The 21,654-nt window shown below is 66.3% G+C and carries 23 protein-coding genes; 16 read left to right on the top strand and 7 right to left on the bottom strand.

Translation table 11 applies throughout. The features are described from left to right. The first annotated feature begins 34 nt into the window (after positions 1–34). The 7 genes from KYX69_RS01350 (at position 35) to KYX69_RS01320 (ending at position 6,334) form a co-directional block, all read left to right on the top strand. The gene (locus tag KYX69_RS01350; RefSeq protein WP_300492747.1) at positions 35–541 is read left to right on the top strand and encodes a DUF6438 domain-containing protein; all 507 of its coding nucleotides are present in this window, start codon (positions 35–37) and stop codon (positions 539–541) included. 122 nt (positions 542–663) lie between these two features. Beyond that, complete coding sequence (gene hrcA / locus KYX69_RS01345) at positions 664–1,707, top strand: heat-inducible transcriptional repressor HrcA (RefSeq protein WP_300492745.1); 1,044 nt, start codon at positions 664–666, stop codon at positions 1,705–1,707. A 24-nt stretch (positions 1,708–1,731) separates the two neighbouring features. Beyond that, positions 1,732–2,280: a nucleotide exchange factor GrpE gene (gene grpE, locus KYX69_RS01340; protein WP_300492743.1), complete on the top strand. Its 549-nt coding sequence runs from the start codon at positions 1,732–1,734 to the stop codon at positions 2,278–2,280. 8 nt (positions 2,281–2,288) lie between these two features. Continuing rightward, positions 2,289–2,714, top strand: a complete 426-nt coding sequence (locus KYX69_RS01335; protein ID WP_300492742.1) for a hypothetical protein — start codon at positions 2,289–2,291, stop codon at positions 2,712–2,714. Positions 2,715–2,815: 101 nt separating this feature from the next. Next, the gene (locus KYX69_RS01330; protein ID WP_300492741.1) at positions 2,816–5,557 is read left to right on the top strand and encodes a [protein-PII] uridylyltransferase; all 2,742 of its coding nucleotides are present in this window, start codon (positions 2,816–2,818) and stop codon (positions 5,555–5,557) included. Positions 5,558–5,747: 190 nt separating this feature from the next. Further along, complete coding sequence (locus KYX69_RS01325) at positions 5,748–6,131, top strand: VOC family protein (RefSeq protein ID WP_300492739.1); 384 nt, start codon at positions 5,748–5,750, stop codon at positions 6,129–6,131. Beyond that, positions 6,128–6,334 carry a hypothetical protein gene (locus KYX69_RS01320; protein WP_300492738.1) on the top strand — a complete coding sequence of 69 codons (207 nt, stop codon included), beginning with the start codon at positions 6,128–6,130 and terminating at the stop codon, positions 6,332–6,334. The genes KYX69_RS01325 and KYX69_RS01320 overlap by 4 nt, the downstream gene beginning before the upstream one ends. A gap of 204 nt (positions 6,335–6,538) precedes the next feature. Here the strand turns inward: KYX69_RS01320 and KYX69_RS01315 are convergent, their stop codons facing one another. The 4 genes from KYX69_RS01315 to thrS form a co-directional block, all read right to left on the bottom strand. After that, positions 6,539–6,787, bottom strand: a complete 249-nt coding sequence (locus tag KYX69_RS01315) for a hypothetical protein (protein ID WP_300492737.1) — start codon at positions 6,785–6,787, stop codon at positions 6,539–6,541. After that, complete coding sequence (locus KYX69_RS01310) at positions 6,787–7,647, bottom strand: glycoside hydrolase family 16 protein (RefSeq protein ID WP_300492735.1); 861 nt, start codon at positions 7,645–7,647, stop codon at positions 6,787–6,789. The genes KYX69_RS01315 and KYX69_RS01310 overlap by 1 nt, the downstream gene beginning before the upstream one ends. After that, positions 7,644–8,177, bottom strand: coding sequence for a translation initiation factor IF-3 (gene infC / locus KYX69_RS01305; RefSeq protein ID WP_066659927.1), 534 nt, complete (start codon positions 8,175–8,177; stop codon positions 7,644–7,646). Before infC ends, KYX69_RS01310 begins: the two co-directional genes overlap by 4 nt. Before the next feature lie 122 nt (positions 8,178–8,299). Next, the gene (gene thrS, locus KYX69_RS01300; protein WP_300492732.1) at positions 8,300–10,300 is read right to left on the bottom strand and encodes a threonine--tRNA ligase; all 2,001 of its coding nucleotides are present in this window, start codon (positions 10,298–10,300) and stop codon (positions 8,300–8,302) included. 546 nt (positions 10,301–10,846) lie between these two features. Here thrS and KYX69_RS01295 point away from each other — a divergent pair. Both KYX69_RS01295 and KYX69_RS01290 read left to right on the top strand, forming a co-directional pair. Continuing rightward, complete coding sequence (locus tag KYX69_RS01295) at positions 10,847–11,194, top strand: VOC family protein (RefSeq protein WP_300492730.1); 348 nt, start codon at positions 10,847–10,849, stop codon at positions 11,192–11,194. Then, positions 11,191–11,712, top strand: a complete 522-nt coding sequence (locus KYX69_RS01290; RefSeq protein ID WP_300492729.1) for a hypothetical protein — start codon at positions 11,191–11,193, stop codon at positions 11,710–11,712. Before KYX69_RS01295 ends, KYX69_RS01290 begins: the two co-directional genes overlap by 4 nt. Positions 11,713–12,290: 578 nt before the next feature. On the opposite strand, the gene KYX69_RS01285 is transcribed toward KYX69_RS01290, so the two are convergent. Further along, positions 12,291–13,106 carry an LD-carboxypeptidase gene (locus tag KYX69_RS01285; RefSeq protein WP_300492728.1) on the bottom strand — a complete coding sequence of 272 codons (816 nt, stop codon included), beginning with the start codon at positions 13,104–13,106 and terminating at the stop codon, positions 12,291–12,293. Between the two features lie 155 nt (positions 13,107–13,261). Here KYX69_RS01285 and murC point away from each other — a divergent pair, with 155 nt between their 5' ends. The 5 genes from murC (at position 13,262) to KYX69_RS01260 (ending at position 17,423) form a co-directional block, all read left to right on the top strand. Continuing rightward, entirely contained in the window at positions 13,262–14,656 is a 1,395-nt protein-coding gene (murC, locus tag KYX69_RS01280) for a Mur ligase family protein (protein ID WP_300492727.1), read from the top strand. Between the two features lie 83 nt (positions 14,657–14,739). Then, positions 14,740–15,156 carry a hypothetical protein gene (locus KYX69_RS01275; protein WP_300492726.1) on the top strand — a complete coding sequence of 139 codons (417 nt, stop codon included), beginning with the start codon at positions 14,740–14,742 and terminating at the stop codon, positions 15,154–15,156. Continuing rightward, complete coding sequence (locus KYX69_RS01270) at positions 15,153–15,356, top strand: helix-turn-helix transcriptional regulator (protein WP_300492724.1); 204 nt, start codon at positions 15,153–15,155, stop codon at positions 15,354–15,356. The genes KYX69_RS01275 and KYX69_RS01270 overlap by 4 nt, the downstream gene beginning before the upstream one ends. 3 nt (positions 15,357–15,359) lie before the next feature. Beyond that, positions 15,360–16,481, top strand: a complete 1,122-nt coding sequence (locus KYX69_RS01265) for an alpha/beta hydrolase (protein ID WP_300492723.1) — start codon at positions 15,360–15,362, stop codon at positions 16,479–16,481. A gap of 33 nt (positions 16,482–16,514) precedes the next feature. Next, positions 16,515–17,423 (top strand): alpha/beta hydrolase, encoded by a 909-nt coding sequence (locus tag KYX69_RS01260; RefSeq protein WP_300492721.1) that lies wholly within the window; start codon positions 16,515–16,517, stop codon positions 17,421–17,423. Between the two features lie 64 nt (positions 17,424–17,487). Here KYX69_RS01260 and fsa read toward each other — a convergent pair whose 3' ends face one another. Continuing rightward, the gene (gene fsa / locus KYX69_RS01255; protein WP_300492719.1) at positions 17,488–18,141 is read right to left on the bottom strand and encodes a fructose-6-phosphate aldolase; all 654 of its coding nucleotides are present in this window, start codon (positions 18,139–18,141) and stop codon (positions 17,488–17,490) included. Positions 18,142–18,275: 134 nt separating this feature from the next. On the opposite strand from fsa, the gene KYX69_RS01250 reads away from it, so the two are divergent. Next, the gene (locus KYX69_RS01250; RefSeq protein ID WP_300492717.1) at positions 18,276–18,941 is read left to right on the top strand and encodes a DUF2490 domain-containing protein; all 666 of its coding nucleotides are present in this window, start codon (positions 18,276–18,278) and stop codon (positions 18,939–18,941) included. Here KYX69_RS01250 and KYX69_RS01245 read toward each other — a convergent pair. Next, complete coding sequence (locus tag KYX69_RS01245; protein ID WP_300492716.1) at positions 18,938–19,375, bottom strand: hypothetical protein; 438 nt, start codon at positions 19,373–19,375, stop codon at positions 18,938–18,940. The two genes, KYX69_RS01250 and KYX69_RS01245, sit on opposite strands and share 4 nt — an antisense overlap. Before the next feature lie 67 nt (positions 19,376–19,442). On the opposite strand from KYX69_RS01245, the gene KYX69_RS01240 reads away from it, so the two are divergent. Then, positions 19,443–21,608, top strand: a complete 2,166-nt coding sequence (locus KYX69_RS01240) for a primosomal protein N' (RefSeq protein ID WP_300492714.1) — start codon at positions 19,443–19,445, stop codon at positions 21,606–21,608. The last annotated feature ends 46 nt before the right edge of the window (positions 21,609–21,654 follow it).

Here is a 21,654-nt window from a genome sequence, read left to right as displayed (position 1 = left end):
CCAGTCTTGCGCTTCGCTCCGTCGGAGAAATGGCATGAAACGGCTTGGATTAATCGCGGCGCTCGGTCTGGCAGTGGCAGGCTGCGCACGCACGCACGCGCCGGAGACCCCGCCCCCCGCCGCCGCAGTGACCCAGATCAGCTACAGCACCGGCCCCTGCTTCGGCGCCTGCCCGGTCTACGCCTTCACCGTCCAGGCCAACGGCGACGGCAGCTTCGAGGGGAAGCGCTTCACCCAGACCGGCGGCACCAAGTCCTTCAAACTCACGCGCGCCCAGTTCGACCGCTTCGCCACCGCGCTCGCCCCCTACCGCCCCAAGCCCGGCACCAGCCGCCGTTACGCGCATGGCGAAAAGGGCTGCGAACGCGCCGCCACGGATATGCCCAGCGCCGAGATCAGCTGGACCGGCCCGACGGGCAACAGCAGCCTCTCCTTTTATTTCGGCTGCGACATGGAGACCAACCGCGCCATGGCCGACGCCATCGGCAACGCCCCCGACCTGATCCCCGCCCTCGCCCCGCTGATCGGGGAGCGGCCCTAGCGTTGGCGCGGCCTCCTATATCCTCCCCCGCCAGGGGGAGGATGATCTTCAGCACCCCCTCCCCGCTTTCGCAGGGACGACGAACGTGTAATTCTGGCGCGACGACATTAGATTGCGACCGAATGACCACCCCGCCGATCACCGAGCTGACCGACCGCGCCCGCGACATCTTCCGCGTCGTCGTCGAATCCTATCTCGACGCCGGCCAGCCGGTCGGCTCGCGCACCATCTCGCGCGCGCCGGGCCTCAACCTCTCCCCCGCCTCGATCCGCAACGTCATGCAGGACCTCGAGGAGCTCGGCCTGCTCGCCGCGCCCCATACCAGCGCGGGGCGCATGCCGACCGAACTCGGCCTGCGCCTGTTCGTCGATGGCATGATGCAGGCCAACGAACCCTCGGCGGAGGAACGCGCCGCGATCGAATCGCGCGCCGCAACGCGTGGCCCGGTCGAGGAGGCGCTGGCCAGCACCACCGCCGCGCTCTCAGGCCTCTCCGCCTGCGCCGGCATGGTCCTCGTCCCCAAGGCGGAGCGCGTGCTGCGCCAGTTCGGTTTCGTGCCGCTCGGCAACGACCGCGCGCTTGCCGTGCTGGTGGGTGAGGACGGGTCGGTCGAAAACCGCGTGGTCGAGCTGCCCCCCGGCCTGCCCCCGGCAACGCTGGAACAGGCCGCCAACTACCTCACCGCCACGCTCGGCGGCTTGACGCTGTCGCAGGCCCGCACCCGCATCGCCAATCAGATCGCCAGCGAGCGCGCCGCCCTCGACGATGCCGCGCGCGCGTTGGTCGAACGCGGCCTCGCCGTCTGGTCGCAGGATGGCGACGATCGCCCTGTGCTGATCGTGCGCGGTCAGGGCCGCCTGCTCGAATCCGCGCTGGCCGAGGATCTCGACCGCGTCACCCGCCTGCTCGACGAGTTGGAGGGCAAGGAGGAAATCGCCCGCCTGCTCGACAGCGCGCGTGAGGCCGACGCGGCCCGCATCTTCATCGGCTCGGAGAACAAGCTGTTCGCCCTGTCCGGCTCCTCCGTCATCGCCAAGCCGGTGCGCGCGATGGACGGCCGCGTGGTCGGCGTGGTTGGGGTTATCGGCCCGACCCGGTTGAACTATGCGCGCGTCGTGCCCATGGTGGATTTCACGGCATCGACCCTGGCCAGATTGCTGGCCTGAACCATAAGAAAACACGCAGGAACCATGACCGAAGAACCCAAGACCGAAGCGACCGAAGACCTCCGTCAGGAAACCGCCGAGGCCGCCCCCGAAGTGGCCGAACAGGACCGCGTCGCCGCGCTCGAGGCGGAACTCGCCGAAGCCAAGTCCGCAACCCTCTACGCCCGCGCCGAGGCGCAGAACCTGCTGCGCCGCGCGCAGAAGGAGGCGGAGGACGCGCGCAACTATGCCGCCACCGGCTTTGCCCGCGACATCCTGTCGGTCGCCGACAATCTCGGCCGCGCGCTCGCCGCAATCCCGGAGGAGCTGCGCGAGGACGACAAGATGAAGGGGCTGATCACCGGCCTCGAAGCGACCGGGCGCGAGCTCGACAGCGTCTTCGCCCGCCACGGCATCTCGAAGATCAGCGCGCTCGGCGAAGCGCTCGACCCCAACCGCCACCAGGCGATGATGGAAATGCCCAGCGCCGACGCCGAACCCGGCACGATCGTCCAGGAAATCCAGTCCGGCTACATGATCCGCGACCGCCTGCTCCGCCCGGCGCTGGTGGGTGTAGCAAAGAAGCCGGATTGATCCGGATAGTGGCCGCCATCGCTCTTATGGCGCTGGCGGCCCCGGCTGCGGCGGCAGAACCGGCCTTGGCTCCCGAGGCCGTGAAGCGGCTTCTGAGGAGCCAAGGGTTCTGGCGCCCCCTCGACCCGCCGCCGCGACAGTTCCGCTGGATCGGATCGATCCATAGTCCGAAGAACCGGTACGATCTGTATTTCTACGACTGGACCAATCCAGTGTCCCGGCATGGACGGCAGGGCGTTGTTTTGATCCGTAACGCGCGCAGATATGTCGGAACCTACGATGTGACCGTCGACGGCTGCCGCGTGCAGCGGCGCACGCTGACCTGTTGGGTGGACTGGCAGGGAAGGCGCGAGTCGCAAGACGTCACCTTCCTGCGCGGAGAGCCGCCCCGAAAGGCCCTTGTCGGGGGCGAACTCGTCACACTGGAGCGGTAGCGTGTACGTATGTGGACGCTCAGGTCGGATTTGAATCCTGACCCGCGCGCTCTCCTGAAACCATCCTAGCGCCCGCCCCACATCTCCCCTATCTCCCCCTCATGTCCGGCCGCTTTGACTCCATCCCCCACCGCCGCGCGATCGTTGACCGGCGGGCGCTGGCGGACGATCTCGCCGCGCTCGATGCGCCCGATACGATGCGGCTGCGTCAGGCCGCCGCGCTCCGGCTCAAGCAAGCGCTGGAGGACGGTCGCGCCGAAATCGCCCGCCGCCTGCTGGACCACCCCGCCAAGGGGCATGAAAGCGCGGCGAGCGGCGCGTTCCTGATGGATCAGCTGCTACGCACCCTGTGGGACTTCACCCTCACCCGCCTCTATCCCAACAGCAATCCCAGCACCGCCGAACGCATGACGCTGATCGCGGTCGGCGGTTATGGGCGCGGCGAGATGGCGCCGCACAGCGACGTCGATATCGGCTTCATCACCCCCTGGAAACAGACCGGGTGGAGCGAGCAGGTCATCGAATCGATGCTCTATTCGCTCTGGGACATGGGGCTGAAGGTCGGCCACAGCTCGCGCTCGCTCGACGAAATGGTGCGGGAGGCACGCGGCGATATCACCGTGCGCACCGCCTTGCTCGAGGCACGCTATATCTGGGGCGATACCGCGCTCTATGACGAGGCGGCGGCCCGCTTCAAGGCCGAGATCCAGAATGGCAGCGCGCGCGACTTCATCGCGCAAAAGCTCGCCGAGCGGGACGAACGCCACCGCAAGATGGGCGACAGCCGCTATGTCGTCGAACCCAACGTCAAGGAGGGCAAGGGCGGCCTGCGCGACCTCCACACCCTCTTCTGGATCGGCAAATACGCCCATGGCGTGCGCGAACCCGCCGATCTGGTCGAGGTCGGTCTGCTCACCAAGCTCGAATATCGCCAGTTCCGCCGCGCCGAGAACTTTCTCTGGGCGGTGCGCTGCCACCTCCACAATCTTGCCGGGCGCGGCGAGGACCGCCTGACCTTCGACTATCAGCGCGAAATCGCCGAACGGATGCGCTACGCCGACCGCCCGGGCAAGTCGAAGGTCGAGCGCTTCATGCACTTCTACTTCCTCCAGGCGAAGATGGTCGGCGACCTGACCGGCGTCTTCCTCGCGCATCTGGATGAGAAGTTCGCCGCGCGCGGCAGCCGCTTCGGCCTCCCCCGCATCCGCCGGAGCCCCCGCAAGCTCAAGGGCTTCGTCCTCGATCGCGGCCGCCTCGCGCTCCCCAGCGACGATTTCTTCCGCGAGGATCCCGTCCGGCTGGTCGAACTGTTCCAGCTCGCCGACCTGCACGGCCTCGAAGTCCACCCGCTCGCGATGCGCGCCGCCAACCGCGATGCCAAGCTGATCGCCGACTGGCGCGACGATCCGCGCGCCAATGCGCTGTTCATGGACGTGCTGACGTCCCCGCGCGATCCCGAAACCGTGCTGCGCTGGATGAACGAGGCCGGGGTGTTCGGCCAGTTCGTGCCGGACTTCGGCCGTGTCGTCGCACAGATGCAGTTCGACATGTACCACCACTTCACGGTGGACGAACACACGATCCGCGCCGTCGGCTTGCTCAACCGCATCGAAAAGGGCGACCTCAAGGAGGATCACCCCCTCGCCAGCGGCATCCTCGATCAGGTCGCCTCGCGCCGCGCGCTCTATGTCTCGGTCCTGCTGCACGACATCGCCAAGGGCCGCGGCGGCGACCATAGCGTGATCGGTGCCGAGATCGCGCTCAAGCTCTGCCCGCGCTTCGGCCTGACCGCGGCGGAGACCGAGACGGTATCGTGGCTGGTCCGCTATCACCTGCTGATGTCCGCCACCGCGTTCAAGCGCGACCTGTCGGACTTCAAGACGATCCTCGACTTCACCGCCGTCGTCCAATCGCCGCAGCGGCTGATGATGCTGCTGATCCTCACCGTGGTCGATATCCGCGCGGTCGGACCCGGCGTGTGGAACGGCTGGAAGCGCCAGCTGCTCACCAACCTCTTCGACAGCGCCGAGGAAGTCCTGCGCCTCGGCCACAAGCAAAAGGGCCGCGGCGAACGGATCGCCGCGAAACAGGCGGCGCTGGGCGATGCCCTCGGCGCCGATGTCGGCGATTTCGTCCGCCGCCTCGCCGACCCCTATTGGGTCGCCGAGCCCGAGGATGTGATCGAACGCAACGCCCGCTTCATCGCCCGCGTCGGCAACGCCCAGCTCTCGGTCGAGGCGACGGTCTATCCCGATCGCGGCGCGACGCTCGTCACCGTCTATGCCGCCGACCATGCAGGGCTCTTCTACCGCATCGCCGGCGCGATCCACGCCGCTGGCGGCAACATCATCGACGCGCGCATCCACACCACGCGCGACGGCATGGCGCTCGACAATTTCCTGGTGCAGGACCCGCTCGGCCGCCCGTTCGACGATCCCGGCCAGCTCGCCCGCATCGAAACCGGCATTGCCGAGGCGCTGGCCAACCGCGCCAAGCTCACCGAACGCCTCGCCGCCAAGCCGCTCCCCCGCCTGCGCGCCGACGCCTTCACGATCGAACCCAATGTGCTGATCGACAACAAGGCATCGAACCGCTTCACCGTGATCGAGGTGCAGGCGCGCGACCGCCCGGCGCTGCTCCACCATCTCGCCTACGCGCTGTTCCAGTCAAAGGTCACGATCCACAGCGCACACGTCGCCACCTATGGCGAGCGCGCAGTCGATACCTTCTATGTGACCGATCTGACCGGCGACAAGATCACCGCGGTGCTGCGGTTGAAGTCACTCGAACGCCGGTTGCTGGATGCCGCGACCGGGCTGGGCGAGTTCGCGAGCGCGGCGTAAATCCTCCCCGGAACGGGGAGGGGGACCATGCGCAGCATGGTGGAGGGGGCCCGAGGCACCGGAATCGCTCGCCTCGGGCCCCCTCCGTCAGCGCTACGCGCTGCTACCTCCCCGTTCTGGGGAGGATTTGAGTGCTTCCGCCATCGCAGACGCCGCCCTACACTCCCCCCACCACCACGGGGGACATGACATGGGCGTACTCGGCATGGGCGGGCTGTTCTTCCGGGCAAAGGACCCGGACGCGCTCACCGCATGGTATCGCGAATATCTCGGCGTCGGCGCGGGCTGCGTCGCCGAGGATAGCGGGGGCGAGGTCAATGAGTGGACCTGGCACACGCAAGGCGGCCCGATGGTGTTCGCGCCGTTCAAGGCGACCACCGACTATTTCGCCGACGACAAGCAATTCATGATCAACCTGCGCGTTCGCGACCTCGAAGGGATGCTCGAACAGCTCAACGCCGCCGGCATCGACATCATCACCAAACCCGAATGGGATTCGCCGGAAGTCGGCAAATTCGCACGCATCCATGATCCCGAAGGCAACGCCATCGAACTGTGGGAGCCGCCGGCATGACCGCCGTGTGGATCGCCCTCGGCGCGGTGGCGATTGCGCTGATGACGGTGTTCATCTCGCTCAATGCGGCGAAGACGGCGAAGCGCAAGAAGGACAGCGGCGACGGCGGCACGACCTACGCCAGCGACACCGGCGACCGCGACCGCACTGACAGCGACAGCGACTCGGGCAGCGGCGGCGGGGACGGTGGTGGCGGCGACTAAAACCCTCCCCCGCCAGGGGGAGGTGGCGCCGAAGGCGACGGAGGGGGAGGACGGCTGCGTCCTCTCGACCGTCGTGCTTCCGCCCCCTCCGTCAGCTACGCTGACACCTCCCCCTGGCGGGGGAGGATTGAACCGCGCCACCCCACCTTGAGCCGGGCCAAGGCTTCTTCTTTTTAACGTTGAGAAGAAAAGCCCCGCCCCGGGTCAAGCCCGGGGCGACAAAGAGGAGTCCATTTCTACCACAGTGGGAGAAGCGCCCCACCGGCGGAGCGACAACACAATTTGCCATCCTACGAGCCAGCTCAGCGCCAGCACCACGGGCAACAGGAACTGAACCAGCGGTGTCGGTTGAAATGCAAACAGAAACACTTCCATCACCGCCACCCAACCCGTGGCAACGACGAGTGCGAATACGATGGTGGCGATCGCAAGTCGCGAGGCCCACACCCGCATCATTTTCTCTGCCACACCCGCACATAATCCACTTCCATCGCCGCCGGGAACGCCCTGGGATCGATCCCCTTCTGCCCGCCCCAGCCGCCGACCGCGACGTTCAGGATCAGATATTCGGGCGTTCCGAACGGCCAGGTCTGCGGATCACCCTTCTTGTCATTCTCGAACCGCATATAGGCGCGCCCGTTCATCCCCACGAGGATACGGTCTTCGTTCCAGTCGAGCTGATAGGTGTGAAACGTCTCGCACACATCGGGCTGCACGACATGCGCGCCCTTTTGCGTCTGCGCGACATGGTTGTACGCGCCGGTATGCACCGTGCCATGGACGCGGCCATTGTCCCAGCCGACATGCTCCATGATGTCGATCTCGCCCATTGCGGGCCAGCCCTTGCTGTCGTCCGACGCCAGCATCCAGATCGCGGGCCAGATACCGCGCCCGCACGGCAGCTTCGCGCGGATCTCGAAAAAGCCGTAGCGCCAGTCGGCAATCCCCTTGGTGAAGATCTTGCCCGACGCATAATCCTGCCCACCATGATCGGGCTTGTCGGACAGCCGCTCCCGCGTCGCCGTGATGATCAGCCGACCATTCTCGACCCGCACATTCTGCGGCCGCGCGGCGGCGTAATATTGCTTTTCCTCGTTATGCCAGCCCTGCTTGTTGAGCGCCGTGTCATAGGCCCAGCGCTTCGGGTCCGGCAGGCCGTCGACATCGAACTCGTCCGACCACACCAGCTTCGCGTCCGCCGGACGGACGAGCGGTTCGTCCGTCCCGGCGGTGATCGCGGGGCTGTGCACCACCTGCGCAGCCGCCGGCAGCGGCACGCCCAGCGCCAGCAGCAGAAGCGCCGCCGCCCTCACTTGGGCGACAGCACCATCAGCATCTGGCGGCCTTCCATGCGCGGATAGCTTTCCACCTTCGCCACTTCGGCGGCGTCTTCCTGCACGCGCTTGAGCAAATTCATGCCCAGCTGCCCATGGCTCAGCTCACGACCGCGAAAGCGCAGCGTGATCTTCACCTTGTCGCCCTCGCCGATGAACTTGTGGACCGCCTTCATCTTGGTCTCATAGTCATGGTCGTCGATGTTCGGACGCATCTTGATCTCCTTGATCTCCTGCGTCTTTTGCGACTTGCGCGCGAGGTTCGCCTTTTTCTGCGCCTCGTACTTGTACTTGCCGACATCGAGATATTTGGCGACCGGCGGGTCCGCGTTCGGGGACACTTCGACCAGGTCGAGACCCAGTGCCTGCGCCTGTTCCATCGCCTCACGCGTGAACATCACGCCCAGATTCTCGCCTTCATGGTCGATCACGCGAACCTTGGGCGACTGGATGAATTCGTTGAAGCGCGGGCCGGTCGGCACCGGGGGCGCGAAACCGCGCCGGGACATGGGGGGACGTATAGGAACAGCTCCTGTTATAATTTCGACGACTTACGATAACGCATGAACGCGCGGACGGGTAGCCCCGCCGCGCGATCCTGACGAAAAAGCCACACGCTGTGGCGCGCGAGTTACGCCTTCATATCGGGTGCCAGCGCCGCATCCGCAAGCATCGCGATGGCATCATCGAGGCTCATCACCTTCTGCCCCTCGCTGCCCAGCGTGCGGACGGCGACCGTCCCCTCCTCCGCCTCGCGCTTGCCGACCACGAGCAAATACGGAACCTTGGCCAGCGAATGCTCGCGCACCTTGTAGTTGATCTTCTCGTTGCGCAGATCGCTCTCGACGCGGATGCCCGCCGCTTTCAGCTTCGCCACCGCATCCTTCGCATAGTCGTCGGCATCCGACACGATCGTCGCCACCACCGCCTGCACCGGCGCCAGCCACACCGGCAGCCGCCCGGCGAAATGCTCGATCAAGATACCGATGAACCGCTCATACGACCCAAAGATCGCGCGGTGCAGCATCACCGGCCGGTGCCGCTCGCCATCCTCGCCAACGTACGATGCATCCAGCCGCTCGGGCAGCACGCGGTCGGACTGGATCGTGCCGACCTGCCACGTCCGCCCGATCGCGTCGGTCAGATGCCATTCCAGCTTCGGCGCATAGAAGGCCCCCTCGCCCGGCAGTTCTTCCCAGCCATATTCTTCGGTCGCCAGCCCCGCGCGCACCACCGCGTCGCGCAGCTCATTCTCCGCCTTGTCCCAGTCGGCATCCGACCCGAAGCGCTTCTCCGGGCGCAGCGCCAGCTTGATCGAATAGGTAAAGCCGAAATCGCGATACACCCGATCCGCCAGCTCGCAGAACGCCTGCACCTCGGCGACGATCTGGTCCTCGCGGCAAAAGATATGCGCGTCGTCCTGCGTGAACTGCCGCACCCGCATCAGCCCGTGCAGCGCGCCATGCGGCTCGTTGCGGTGGCAACAGCCATTCTCGTACAGCCGCAGCGGCAGCTCGCGATAGCTCTTCAGCCCCTGCCGGAAAATCAGCACATGCGCCGGGCAGTTCATCGGCTTGAGCGCCATCCAGTCGGCCTCGCCGCTGATCACCGGGCCTTCATCGTCGACGTTCGGCACTTCGTCGGGGATCACGAACATATTCTCGCGATACTTGCCCCAATGGCCCGACTGCTCCCACTGGCGCGCGTCCATCACCTGCGGCGTCTTGACCTCGCGATAGCCCGCCGCGTCGATCGCGCGGCGCATATACGCCTCGAGCTGACGCCACACCATGTATCCCTTGGGGTGCCAGAACACACTGCCATGCGCTTCCTGCTGCAGGTGGAACAGGTCCATCTCCGCGCCCAGCTTGCGATGGTCGCGCTTGGCCGCTTCCTCCAGCTTGTGAAGATGCGCGTCGAGCTGCTTCTTGTTGAGCCAGCCCGTGCCATAGATGCGCGTCAGCTGCGCATTCTTCTGGTCGCCGCGCCAATAGGCTCCCGCAACGCGCATCAGCTTGAACGCCTGCGGATCGAGCTTCCCGGTCGATGCCAGATGCGGCCCGCGGCACATGTCCAGCCAGTCGTCGCCCGACCAATAGACCGTCAGTTCCTCGCCCTCGGGCAGTTCCTTCGCCCATTCCGCCTTGAAGCGCTCGCCCTGCGCAGTCCAGCGGTCGATCAGCGCCTGCCGGCTCCACACCTCACGGCGCAGCGGCTTGTCGGCGCGAATGATCTCGCGCATCTTCTCCTCGATCGCGGGCAGATCCTCCATCGAGAAGGGCGCACGCGGCGCCGGAGCCATCACGTCATAGTAAAACCCGTCATCGGTCGCCGGGCCAAAGGTAATCTGCGTCCCTGGGAACAGTTCCTGCACCGCTTCGGCCAGAATGTGCGCAAAGTCATGCCGCGCCAGCTCCAGCGCATCCGCCTCGTCCCGCGCCGTCACCAGCGCAAGGTTCGCATCCGCCTCCAGCGGCCGGTTGATATCGCGAAGCTCACCATCGACCCGCGCGGCAATCGCCGCCTTGGCCAGCCCCGGGCCGATCGCAGCGGCAATGTCGCCAGGCGTAGTCCCCGGCACGACCTGCCGCACGGAGCCATCGGGAAGCGTGATCGAAAGAAGCTGCGCCATATCAGTCCTGCATGTTTGACGTGCCTATGCACGCCACGGCGACGCTAGAAAAGAGGCAGGATCGTAGGGGAGCAGCGCCATCTCACCCGATCCCGGGCAAGAGGGCGGCGGTGCGGCTCTAGCCGCGCACGCCAAACCCTCCCGCCGCGGCGGGAGTAGTGGTGGTAGTGCTGGCGAAACGAACGGCCATGCGACGCAGATAGGGCAAGCAGCTCCGCATCGCTAGTCCCCCTTCGTCGCCCCGGCCTTGAGCCGGGGCCGGGCTGATTTTGAGTTGTTCACGCGAAGACGCGAAGAGAAGAAGAAGAAGAAGAAGATTTGTTCACGCGGAGGCGCGGAGGCGCAGAGACGGATCGCTTGCCGCGCCAGCGGCCTTCCATTCCAACCGCCGCCAACAGACGCAACGCCGAGAAGAGCGGCTGACGCCGCAAAGCAAGACAACATCTCCGCGCCTCCGCGCCTCCGCGTGAACACCCTTCTTCGCGCCTTAGCGCCTTCGCGTGAATCACCCTTCTTCTTCCCCCGCCCCCACGCTACCCTTCACCCATGTCCGACCACCACATCGTCACCATCCTCCCCTGCCGCGACCTCGCCGCCAGCACCGAATTCTACCAGCGCCTCGGCCTCATCCTCGACAGCGACTGGGGCCATTACCGCATGCTCAGCGACGGCAAGGGCTGGCACCTCCATTTGCGCCACGAACCCACCACGCCCCAAGCCCCCGAAAACCCCTTCAGCCTCTACCTCTACGCCGAAGACGTCGACGCCATCGCCAACCGCGTCCGCGACCAGATCATCGAACCCGGCGCGCCACATTTGAAGCCTTGGGGCATGTACGAATTCGCCGTCAGCGACCCCGACGGCACATTGGTGCGCGTGGGGCGGGAAGCGTGAGCACAGCCCGCATCCTCCCGCTCCTCGCCGCCGCGCTCGCGATCGCCGGCTGCGAGCGCAAGGTCGACACGCTCGCCCAACCGGAACAGGCAAATGCGACCGCCTCGATCGTTCAGCCGTTCAAGGATCGCCGCGTCACCAACCCCTTCCCCGGCGCAACCGAAGTCCGTCTGTTCGTCGAGGTCAGCTACACCAAGGACAACAAGCCAATCCTCAACAAGCGCAACGGCGTCCGACTCAACGCCGCGCAACGCAAGGCGTTCGAAGATAGCCTGAAGATCACCGCCGCGCCCGAATACGATATGATGTGCTTCATCCCGCACCATTTCTTCCGCTATTATGATGCGCGCGGCAAACAGATCGGCACGGTTTCGGTCTGTTTCTGCTGCAATGGCGTCGAGGCGTCTGGCTCGAAGGCGCTCGAACCACCGGACAATGCAACCCTCAACGCGGACTACCGGCAATTGAAGGCGCTGGTCGCAGCGCTGGGCGAGCCAACGGACATACTCTGCGACTAATCGCTAGCCCCTCCCGCTTGCGGGAGGGGTTGGGGAGGGTCTTCTTCTGCTTCGGCTTCTTCAAACCCTGAGCGCGATCACAGCCCCATGGTCACCACGGTCCCCATGCCGGGGCGCACCCCGCCACAAGCGCGGCGGTCGAGGCTCAGCAGGTTTACCGATCCCTTATCGTCGCCCCGGGCTTGACCCGGGGCCCGGCTTCTTCGACCGGCCAAGGCAGCTAGCCCCCGGCTTAAGGCCGGGGCGACGGAAGGTTTGGCCTCGCCGCCGAACTCCCTTTCCTACAAACCCCCAAAAAGCGCATAAACTGGTCGATGCGCACCCCGCCCGAAAACACCCGCCTAAAACGCGACGCTCCACGGTCGCGCACCCGTCGCCCCGGTGTCGCGTCGCGGTCGCGAACCGGTCGTATCGCAGTCGCCTACCCGGCGCGCCAAAGTCGCGCCGCTGGTGTCAGCCCGTCGCCCAGCTGTCGCGTCACAGTCGCCCACCCGGCGCGAACCCGTCCCCTCGCGGTCGCTTCACCCCGAAACACGCTTATTCTTGTCCGCTTCGTCCGGCAGCTGTCAGCCCCGACCTCAAATCACCCCGAACGGCACCACCCGGTTGAGCGCGATATGCCCGATGCCCGACCGCCCCAGATACGGCACCCCCATCTCGCGGCACCAGCGGATGATGACCTGTTCCAGCGATTCGCCGAACGGCACGTCATTATCGACCATGTCGGTCACCGCGCCCAGCCGCACTCCAGCGATGCCCTGCAACTGGGTGGCATGCGCCATCTGGAACAGCATCCGGTCGATCCGGTACATCGGTTCGCCGACCTCCTCGATATGCAGGACATGGTCGGTCAGGTCGGGCAGCCACGGCGTGCCGATCATCGCCGCCAGGATCGACAGGTTGAACGCCGCCGCCGGGCGCCCGTCCAGCGTCGGCTCCAGCCCGTCGCGCTTGCCGTCGATCAGCCAGCTCAGCACCCAGCCCGCGTCGGTGCCCTTGTCGTTGACCCCCATGGCGCTCGCCATCGATCCATGCGCCTGCCGCCCGATCCGCCGCGCATAGAGCGCACCCAGCATGAACCCCATGTCGGAGTAACCGACATAGGTCTTGGTCTTCGCCGCCGCCCCCAGCTGCGGCATCGCGACATCGAGGATGCGGTTGGAGCCGTATCCACCCCGCGCGAACCAGATCGCGTCGAAGCCTGCGTCATTGGCGAATTCCAGAAACGCCGCCGCGCGAACCTCGTCCGGCCCGGCGAAATGCCCCTCGGTCAAGAAGCATTGCGGATGGAACACGATCTCGTGCGCCGGCCAATACAGCGCCATGAACGCCTGCATCCGCGCCGCCGATTCCGCGCTGACTGTCCGTGCCGGTGCGACGACGCCGATCCGCATAGCTTCCCTCGCTTGTTCACGCTCATGCTGAGCTTGTCGAAGCACCGTTCTTTCTGCTCGATCCGTCGAAGAAGAACGGCCCTTCGACAAGCTCAGGGCGAGCGGACGTGGGACATGCTTGCCCCCTGTCTCCGAACCCGCGATAGCCTGTGACAATGCACAACGGCAAACCCCATTTCTTCGTCGGGATCGGCGGCAGCGGCATGATGCCGCTCGCGATGATCCTCGCTGGCCAGGGCGCGAGCGTCGCCGGCTCGGACCGCAGCCTCGATTCCGGCCGCCTCCCCGCCAAGTTCGACGCGCTGCGCTCGCTCGGCATCGACCTGTTCGCTCAGGACGGCAGCGGTATCACTTCGCCCGATCAGGTCGTGATCGCCTCCGCCGCAGTGGAGGACACCGTCCCCGACATGGTTCAGGCGGCCAAGCTCGGCTGCCCGCGCATGACCCGCGCCGAATTGAACGCAAAGCTGTTCAACGCCGCCCCGCTGTCGATCGGCGTCGCCGGGACCAGCGGCAAGTCGACCGTCACTGGCATGATCGCGTGGATCCTGCACAGCCTCGACCGCGATCCAACGGTGATGAACGGCGCGGTGATGAAGAATTTCGTCCGGCCCGAGGCACCGTTCGCCAGCGCCCTGGTCGGCGGCGGCGACCTCTATGTCAGCGAGGTGGACGAGAGCGACGGATCGATCGCGCTCTACACCCCGCACGTCGCGGTGCTCAACAATGTCAGCCTCGACCACAAGAGCCTCGAGGAATTGCGCGCTCTATTCGGCGATTTCGCCGGAAAGGCGCGCACCACCATCGTCAACATCGGCGATACCGAAAGCGCGGCGCTGGCCAAGGCGCTCGACCCGGCCCGCACCCGGACCTTCGCGGTCGATGCCGCCGCCGACCTGTCCGCCCGCAATCTCTCACCCGAGCCCTTTGCGATCAGCTTCGACCTGACGATGGACGGCACCACCCGCCGCATCCGCCTCTCGGTCCCCGGCACCCACAATGTCGCCAACGCCCTCGCCGCGATCGGCGCATGCATCGCCGCCGGACTCGACCCCGACGCCGTATGCGATGCGATCCAGGGCTTCACCGGCCTGCGCCGCCGCTTCGAGCTGGTCGGCACCGCCAACGGCGTCGCGGTGATCGACGATTTCGGGCACAACCCCGAGAAGATCGGCGCGACGCTCGACACGCTCCACGCCTTTCCCGGTCGCGTCCTCGCGCTGTTCCAGCCGCACGGCTACGGGCCGCTCAAGGTGATGCGCCGCGAACTCGTCGCGATGTTCGCCGAAAAACTGGGCGCCGACGACCAGTTGATCCTCCCCGATCCGGTCTATCAGGGCGGCACCGTCGCGCGTGAAGTGACCAGCGCCGACATCATCGCCGACATCGCCGCCACCGGCCGCGACGCCCGCCACATCCCCGACCGCGCCGCCGCCGCCGCCCACCTCGCCGCGATCGCGAGGCCCGGTGATCGCATCGTCATCATGGGGGCAAGGGACGACACGCTCAGCCAGATCGCGCAAAGCATCCTCGACGATTTGGAAAGGTAGGCAATCTTTTTGTAAAGCTCGGTTGACACTTCGCAGCGAATCGGCGTAAAGCTCACTTGTCATTTGAACAAGGGAGCTTTCCAATGCGCAACACCACCCCCGCCGGTCGGCGCTACATCGCCCGGTTCATGCCGCTGATCGCGGTCTATGTCGCCACGCTGTTCATCACGACCTGGGTGATCCGCGACAGCCAGCCCACCGGCGCGCTGCTCGGCCTGCTCTCGGTCCTGCCGGCCCTGCCACTGGTCGGCATCATCGCCGTCCTCGGCCTCTATGTTGTTGAAGAGACCGACGAATATCTCCGGGCGCAGATCGTCCGCCACATGATGATCGGCCTGGGCGGCCTGCTGGCGATCATGAGCATCTGGGGCTTCCTCGAGTTCGGCGGCGCAGTCCCGCATTTCCCGACGATGCTGGGCTTTCCGATCTGGTGCGGCATCTGGGGCGTCAGCCAGTGCGTCTCCGCCCTGCGCAACCGCAAGTCGGAGGACGACGCATGAAGAACCGCCTCCGCGTCCTCCGCGCCGAACGCGAATGGAGTCAGCAGGACCTAGCCGAGCGCCTCGAAGTGTCCCGACAGAGCGTCAATGCGATCGAAACCGGCCGCTACGACCCCTCGCTGCCACTGGCCTTCAAGATCGCCGACCTGTTCGGCCTGACGATCGAAGACATATTCACCAATCCCTCGAAGGAGGATTGAGCCATGGCCAAGGCAATTCTGCTCGCCGCCACCCTGCTCGCCAGCGTCGGCGCTCAAGAACCGATTGTCCAGGAATTCACCGTGCAGTCCACCGACGGCACCAGCATCCACGGCCAGGCCGACCTGCCCAGCGGCGGCAAACCGCGTGTCGCAGTGGTGATGTCCGCCGGCACCGGCCTGTTCGACCGCGATGTGCGTTTCGGCGCCTCCGGGACCGAGCGGGACCGGCTGTTCAAGGATCTGGCGATGCGTTTCACGGCCCGCGGGCTTGCCGCAGTCCGCTACGACCGCCGCGGGGTCAATTTCGGCAAGTCCGGCGCCGAGTTGCTCGACAAGCCGGTCTCCGGCTCGTCCACTACACAGAGCCAGCGCGACGACCTCAACGCCGTCTATCGCTGGGCCTTGGCAAAGCAGGGACTGGGCGCGCGCTGCGTGATCCTGCTCGGCCATTCGGAAGGCACGCTGCACATCGCCCGGCTGGCGGAAAGCGGCGCACCGGCACCGCTCGCAGTCATCGGGCTCGGCGCAGTCGGCATCTCGCCACTCGAAACGGTGCGCTGGCAGATCAGCGGCCGCGACGCCTATTCGCTCGAACAAATGGACGCCGACGGGGACGGCCGCGTCACCAAGTCAGAGGTGGAGGCGCGCTGGAAGCAGACGCCCTCCTCCTTCGCCGGGACCATCACCCCGCTGCTGCCGCCGGACGGCCAGGCCTGGACGCCGGAGCAGATCGCGGCCGTGCGCGGGGCACAGGCTACAGCCTATGGTCTGCACAAGACCGCCGCCCTCAACCTTGCCGACGATGCCCCTTATCCGAATGCCGACACGCCGATGGCAAAAGCGAGCTGGTGGAAGAGCTGGTTCACCGATGCTGCCAGCCCGGCGACCATGCTGGCGCGGTGGAAGGTGCCGGTGTTCCTGCACTGGGGCACGGTCGATTCACAGACTGCCCCGCACCTTCAGGAACCGCCGCTCCGCGCCGCGCTGGGGAACAATGCCCGCATCACCATCCATCCGGACAAGGGCCACGGTCTGGGCGACGGCGCACTTCTGGGTCCGATCGACGTCGCAATCGCCGATCGCATCGCCGACGAAGCGGCACAGGCCGCGCGTTCCTGCCGCTAAAATACTCCAATTTCGATTTCGAGGAGTCTCGACATGATCATTCGTTTCTTCACGGCAGCCCTGATCGCCGTCGCCGCTGCTCCCGCAGCCAGCACCGCACAGACCGCGCCACAAGCCGCCTCCGCCGAACAGCGGATGGCACATATTTCCATCGTCGCCCTTGGCGAAGCGAAGAAAGGCCGCGAGCCGGTCTATCTCATTCCCGGCCTGTCCAGCCCCCGCGACGTGTGGGACGGCATCGCCCCGGATCTGGCGAAGGAGCGACAGGTGCTGCTGGTCCAGGTCAACGGCTTTGGCGGTGATGCGCTGGGCGACAATGGCAAGTCCGGCATGACTGACGGCATCATCGCCGACATCCTCGCCGATGCCGCCAAGCGCGGTGCCAAGCGGCCCGCCGTGATCGGCCACAGCTATGGCGGGCTGATCGGCATGATGCTCGCCGCCCGCCACCCCGGCCGCGTCGGTCGCTTGCTGGTCGTGGACACATTGCCGTTCTTCGGCAGGTTGTTCGACCCCGCCGCCACTCCGGCGAGCATCGCGCCGCGCGCCGAGCAGCTCCGCGCCATGACCGTCGCGGGAGCCGATCGGATGAAGACGATGCCCGTCGTCACCAGCGACCCCGGTGGCATCTGGTCAAACACCCCCGAGGGCCGGATCAAGGTCGCCAATTGGGGCCTCAAGGCCGACCAGCGCGCCGTCGCCCAGGCACTGTACGAGGATATCGTCACCGATATCGGCCCGGAACTGGGCAAGGTCACGGCCAAGGCCTTCACCATCCTCTACGCCGCCGGAATGGGCGAGGCGCAGGCCAGGGCCGTGTGGGAACCCGCTTATGCCGGCACCCCGGCCAAGCTGGTCGCGGTCCCCGACAGCTACCACTTCATCATGCTCGACCAGCCTCAGCGCTTCGCGGCGGAGGTGAAAGCATTCCTCGCCGAGTGACGCCAACGAAGAAGGGCCGCCCCGGCATCCCGGGGCGGCCCTTTTTCAACTCACGCGGTCGCAATCAGGCGATCGTCTGTCCCGTCTTGGCCCAGTCGGACAGAAAGCCCTCGATCCCCTTGTCGGTCAGCGGATGCTTGACCAGCTGGCGGATCACCGTCGGCGGCGCGGTCATCACATCGGCGCCCAGCTTGGCGGCCTCAAGGATGTGGATCGGGTGGCGCACGCTGGCGACCAGGATCTCGGTCTCGAACGCATAGTTATCGTAGATCAGGCGGATGTCGCCGATCAGGTCCATCCCGTCGAACCCGATATCGTCATGCCGCCCGACGAACGGCGAAATGAAGGTCGCCCCGGCCTTCGCGGCGAGCAACGCCTGATTCGCCGAGAAGCACAAAGTCACATTGACCATCGTCCCGTCGCTGGTCAGCGCCTTGCATGCCTTCAGCCCCTCGATCGTCAGCGGCAGCTTGACCGCGACATTGTCGGCGATCTTCCGCACGATCTCCGCCTCGCGCATCATCCCGTCATAATCGAGCGCGACGACCTCGGCCGACACCGGGCCGTCCACGATCTCGCAAATCTCAGCGACGACCTCCAGGAAGTTGCGCCCCGCCTTGTGGATCAGCGACGGGTTGGTGGTCACGCCATCGAGCAGCCCGGCATCCGCCAGCTCGCGAATATCGTTGGTGTCGGCGGTGTCGGCGAAAAACTTCATGACAATTCCTTTGCGCGCATATGACGTTTTGATGACGCCAATTCACGGGCGCCTGTGCTACGGGCGCTGCGGCGTCGAATCGGGGCGCTTATACGCGCCGCATCGCGCTGCGGCACCCTTTGGAGACGACGACGTTGCGATTCCTGGCCTGCGCATTGCTCTTCGCCGCCGCCACCCCCGCTGCCCACGCGCAGGTCGAGGACGAGCAGCTGTGGATCAAGCTCTCGGCGGAAACCGCTTTGTCGGATGGCGTCGACCTTGAGCTCGAGACCAATCAGCGGCTGGGGAATGCCGACGGTGGCCTGTATGAAAGCCAGTATGTCGCCAAGATCGGCGTCGATATCGGCGGTGGCTTCAAGCTGACCGGCGGCCTGAACCGCGTCGTTGCGGTCGAGGACGGTCGCGTCGACAACACAGAGTGGCGCCCGCGACAGGAACTGGGTTTCCCGGATCTCACCCTGGGCAAGGGCGCGCTCAGCGGTCGCATCCGGCTCGAACAACGGTTTCGCAGCGATGGCGACGATGTCGGCCACCGCGTCCGCCCCGAGATCAGCTACACCCTGCCGCTAAGCGACACGGTCGATCTGGAGCTGGGGCATGAAAGCTATTTCAACCTCAACACCACCGATTTCGGCCAACGCGCCGGGCATGAGCGGATGCGCAATTTCGTCGAGATCGGCTTTCCGCTGACCGGCAAGGTTGACGCGGCAGTCGGCTACCTCAACCAATATCGCTTCAACCGCACCGCGCCGGACCGGATGGAGCATGCCCTGACACTCGGCCTTGCCGTCAAGCTCTAAGGCGCGACGAGCATCACTTTGACGGAGGGCGTCGCCAACCCGGTGACATAAAGCCGGTAGATTCCGGGCTGGAGGTCGAAGCGCACGATCTTGCGGATCGACGAACAATCCGGACCATGGCCATGGACGGTCGATTTTAGCGCCTCGCCGCCGGCAACACTCAGCACCACGTCGACCCAGCCACGCTGGTCGAGCGCGATGCCGTAGCGCCCCGCGGTCTTGATCCGAAAGCCGATCATCACTGCACCGCCCGGCTTTACCTCCGCAGGAAAACTGGGCAGCTTCGCGACATCGCCCGCGTCCAGCATCACCGCCTTGTTGACCCCGAACCCGTCAGCGGGAGCAGTCCAACCCGACAGATTGGCGGGCAGCGCCGTATCGGTTGCGGTGCATTGCGGGGTGGCTTGCAGCAGCAGGGCGGCGGCGAGGAACATCGGCGATCTCCTTTGTCGGTGCGATACCGCTTTCCTACAGACTCGGGAATGCCGATATGGGTCGTACATGTCCCGCGCCCGTGTCATCGTCCTCAACTCAGCGCTCGGCCCGCTCGACTATCGCGTTCCCCGGGGAATGACGGTCGAGCCGGGGTCGATCGTCGTCGCGCCGCTGGGGCCGCGCCAGCTGATCGGCGTGGTGTGGGAATCCGAACGGCTGCCGACCGAGGAGATTGGCGACAACCGGCTGCGCAACCTGCTCGCCGTTGCCGATGCGCCGCCGATCCCCGCGCCGCTGCGTCGGTTGGTCGAATGGACCGCCAACTATTATCTCGCCCCGCTCGCCTCGGTGCTGCGCATGGCGCTCAGCTCGACCTCGGCGCTGGAGGGCGGCAAGACCATCGTCGAATATCGCGCGACCGGCGAAGTGCCGTCACGCATGACCGCGCAGCGCGAACAGGCGCTCGAGCGGATCGGCGACCGACAGGGCCTGATCCGCGAACTCGCAACGATCGCTGATGTGTCGGACGGGGTGATCCGCGGGCTGGTCAAGGTCGGCGCGATCCGAGGGGTGACGGTCGCGCTCGACACCCCCTATCCCGCGCCCGACCCGGCATTCGGCCCGCCCGAATTGTCGGATGCACAGACCGACGCTGCGACAACGCTCCGCACCGCAGTGCGCGACGGGGAATTCCAGCCCTTCCTGCTCGACGGCGTCACCGGATCGGGCAAGACCGAAGTCTATTTCGAAGCGGTCGCCGAAGCGATCCGCGCGGGTCGCCAGACATTGGTGATGCTCCCCGAAATCGCGCTGACCGAGCCATTCCTCAAACGCTTCCACGCCCGCTTCGGGGTCGAGCCGGTCGCCTGGCACTCGGGGCTACGTCAGTCGCAACGTCGCCGCGCTTGGCGCGCCATTGCCAATGGCGAAGCGCTGGTCACCGTCGGCGCGCGCTCATCCCTCTTCCTGCCCTACCCCAATCTCGGCCTGATCGTGGTCGACGAGGCGCACGAGACCAGCTTCAAGCAGGAGGAGGGCGTCCATTATCACGCGCGCGACGTCGCGGTGATGCGCGGGCATTTCGAGGGGTGTCCGGTGGTGCTCGCCAGCGCCACCCCGGCAATCGAAACCCGGCAACAGGTTGCGCTGGGCCGCTATACCGAACTCAAGCTGCCCGGCCGCTATGGCGTGGCCGAGATGCCAGCGATCGAAGCGATCGATCTGCTCGCCGACCCGCCGATGCGCGGCCGCTGGCTCGCCCCCAAGCTGGTCCGCGCCATCGACGCGACGCTGGAGCGCAAGGAACAGGTGCTGCTGTTCCTCAACCGCCGCGGCTATGCCCCGCTGACACTGTGCCGCACCTGCGGGCATCGCTTCCAATGCCCCAATTGTACCGCGTGGATGGTCGAGCATCGCCTGATCAACCGTCTCGCCTGTCACCATTGCGGCCACACCATCCCCACCCCGCGCGCCTGCCCCGAATGCGACAGCGAGGACAGCCTGGTCGCGTGCGGCCCGGGCGTCGAACGTATCGCGGATGAGGTCGCCGCGCTGTTCCCGGACGCCAAGACCGCCATTGTCACCAGCGACACGATCTGGTCCCCAGCCAAGGCGGCGGAGTTCGTCGCGCGGATGGAGGCGGGCGACATCGACATCGTCGTCGGCACGCAGCTGGTGACCAAGGGCTATCACTTCCCCAACCTCACCTTGGTCGGCGTGGTCGACGCCGATCTCGGCCTGGAGGGCGGCGATTTGCGCGCGGCGGAACGCAGCTTCCAGCAGATCTGTCAGGTCGCGGGGCGCGCCGGGCGCGGCGAGAAACCCGGCCATGTCCTGATCCAGACGCACAGCCCCAAGGCGCCGGTGATGCGCGCCTTGGTCAGCGGCGATGCCGAGGGCTTCTACGCCGCCGAGACCGAAGCGCGGCGGGAGGCCGGCGCGCCACCCTTTGGGCGCTTCGCCGCGATCATCGTGTCGAGCGAGGACAAGGACGCCGCGCTCGACACCGCCCGCTTGATCGGCCGCAGCGCGCCGCAGGTGGAGGCGATGCAGGTGTTCGGTCCGGCCCCCGCCCCGCTCGCGATGCTGCGGGGCCGCCACCGCTTCCGCCTGCTGGTCCACGCCCGCCGCGCGCTGGATGTGCAGGACGTCATCCGCGACTGGCTCGGCGCACTCGACTGGCCGGCAAAGGTGCGCGTGGTGGTGGATGTCGATCCCTACAACTTCCTGTGATCGTTACGCGCGTAACGTCTCGACATCCGGTTTCGGCGCGTTAGCA

The sequence above is a fragment of the Sphingomonas sp. genome (assembly GCF_030145815.1).
Classification (GTDB): Bacteria; Pseudomonadota; Alphaproteobacteria; order Sphingomonadales; family Sphingomonadaceae; genus Sphingomonas.
This window is presented reverse-complemented; position numbering and strand designations above follow the sequence as displayed.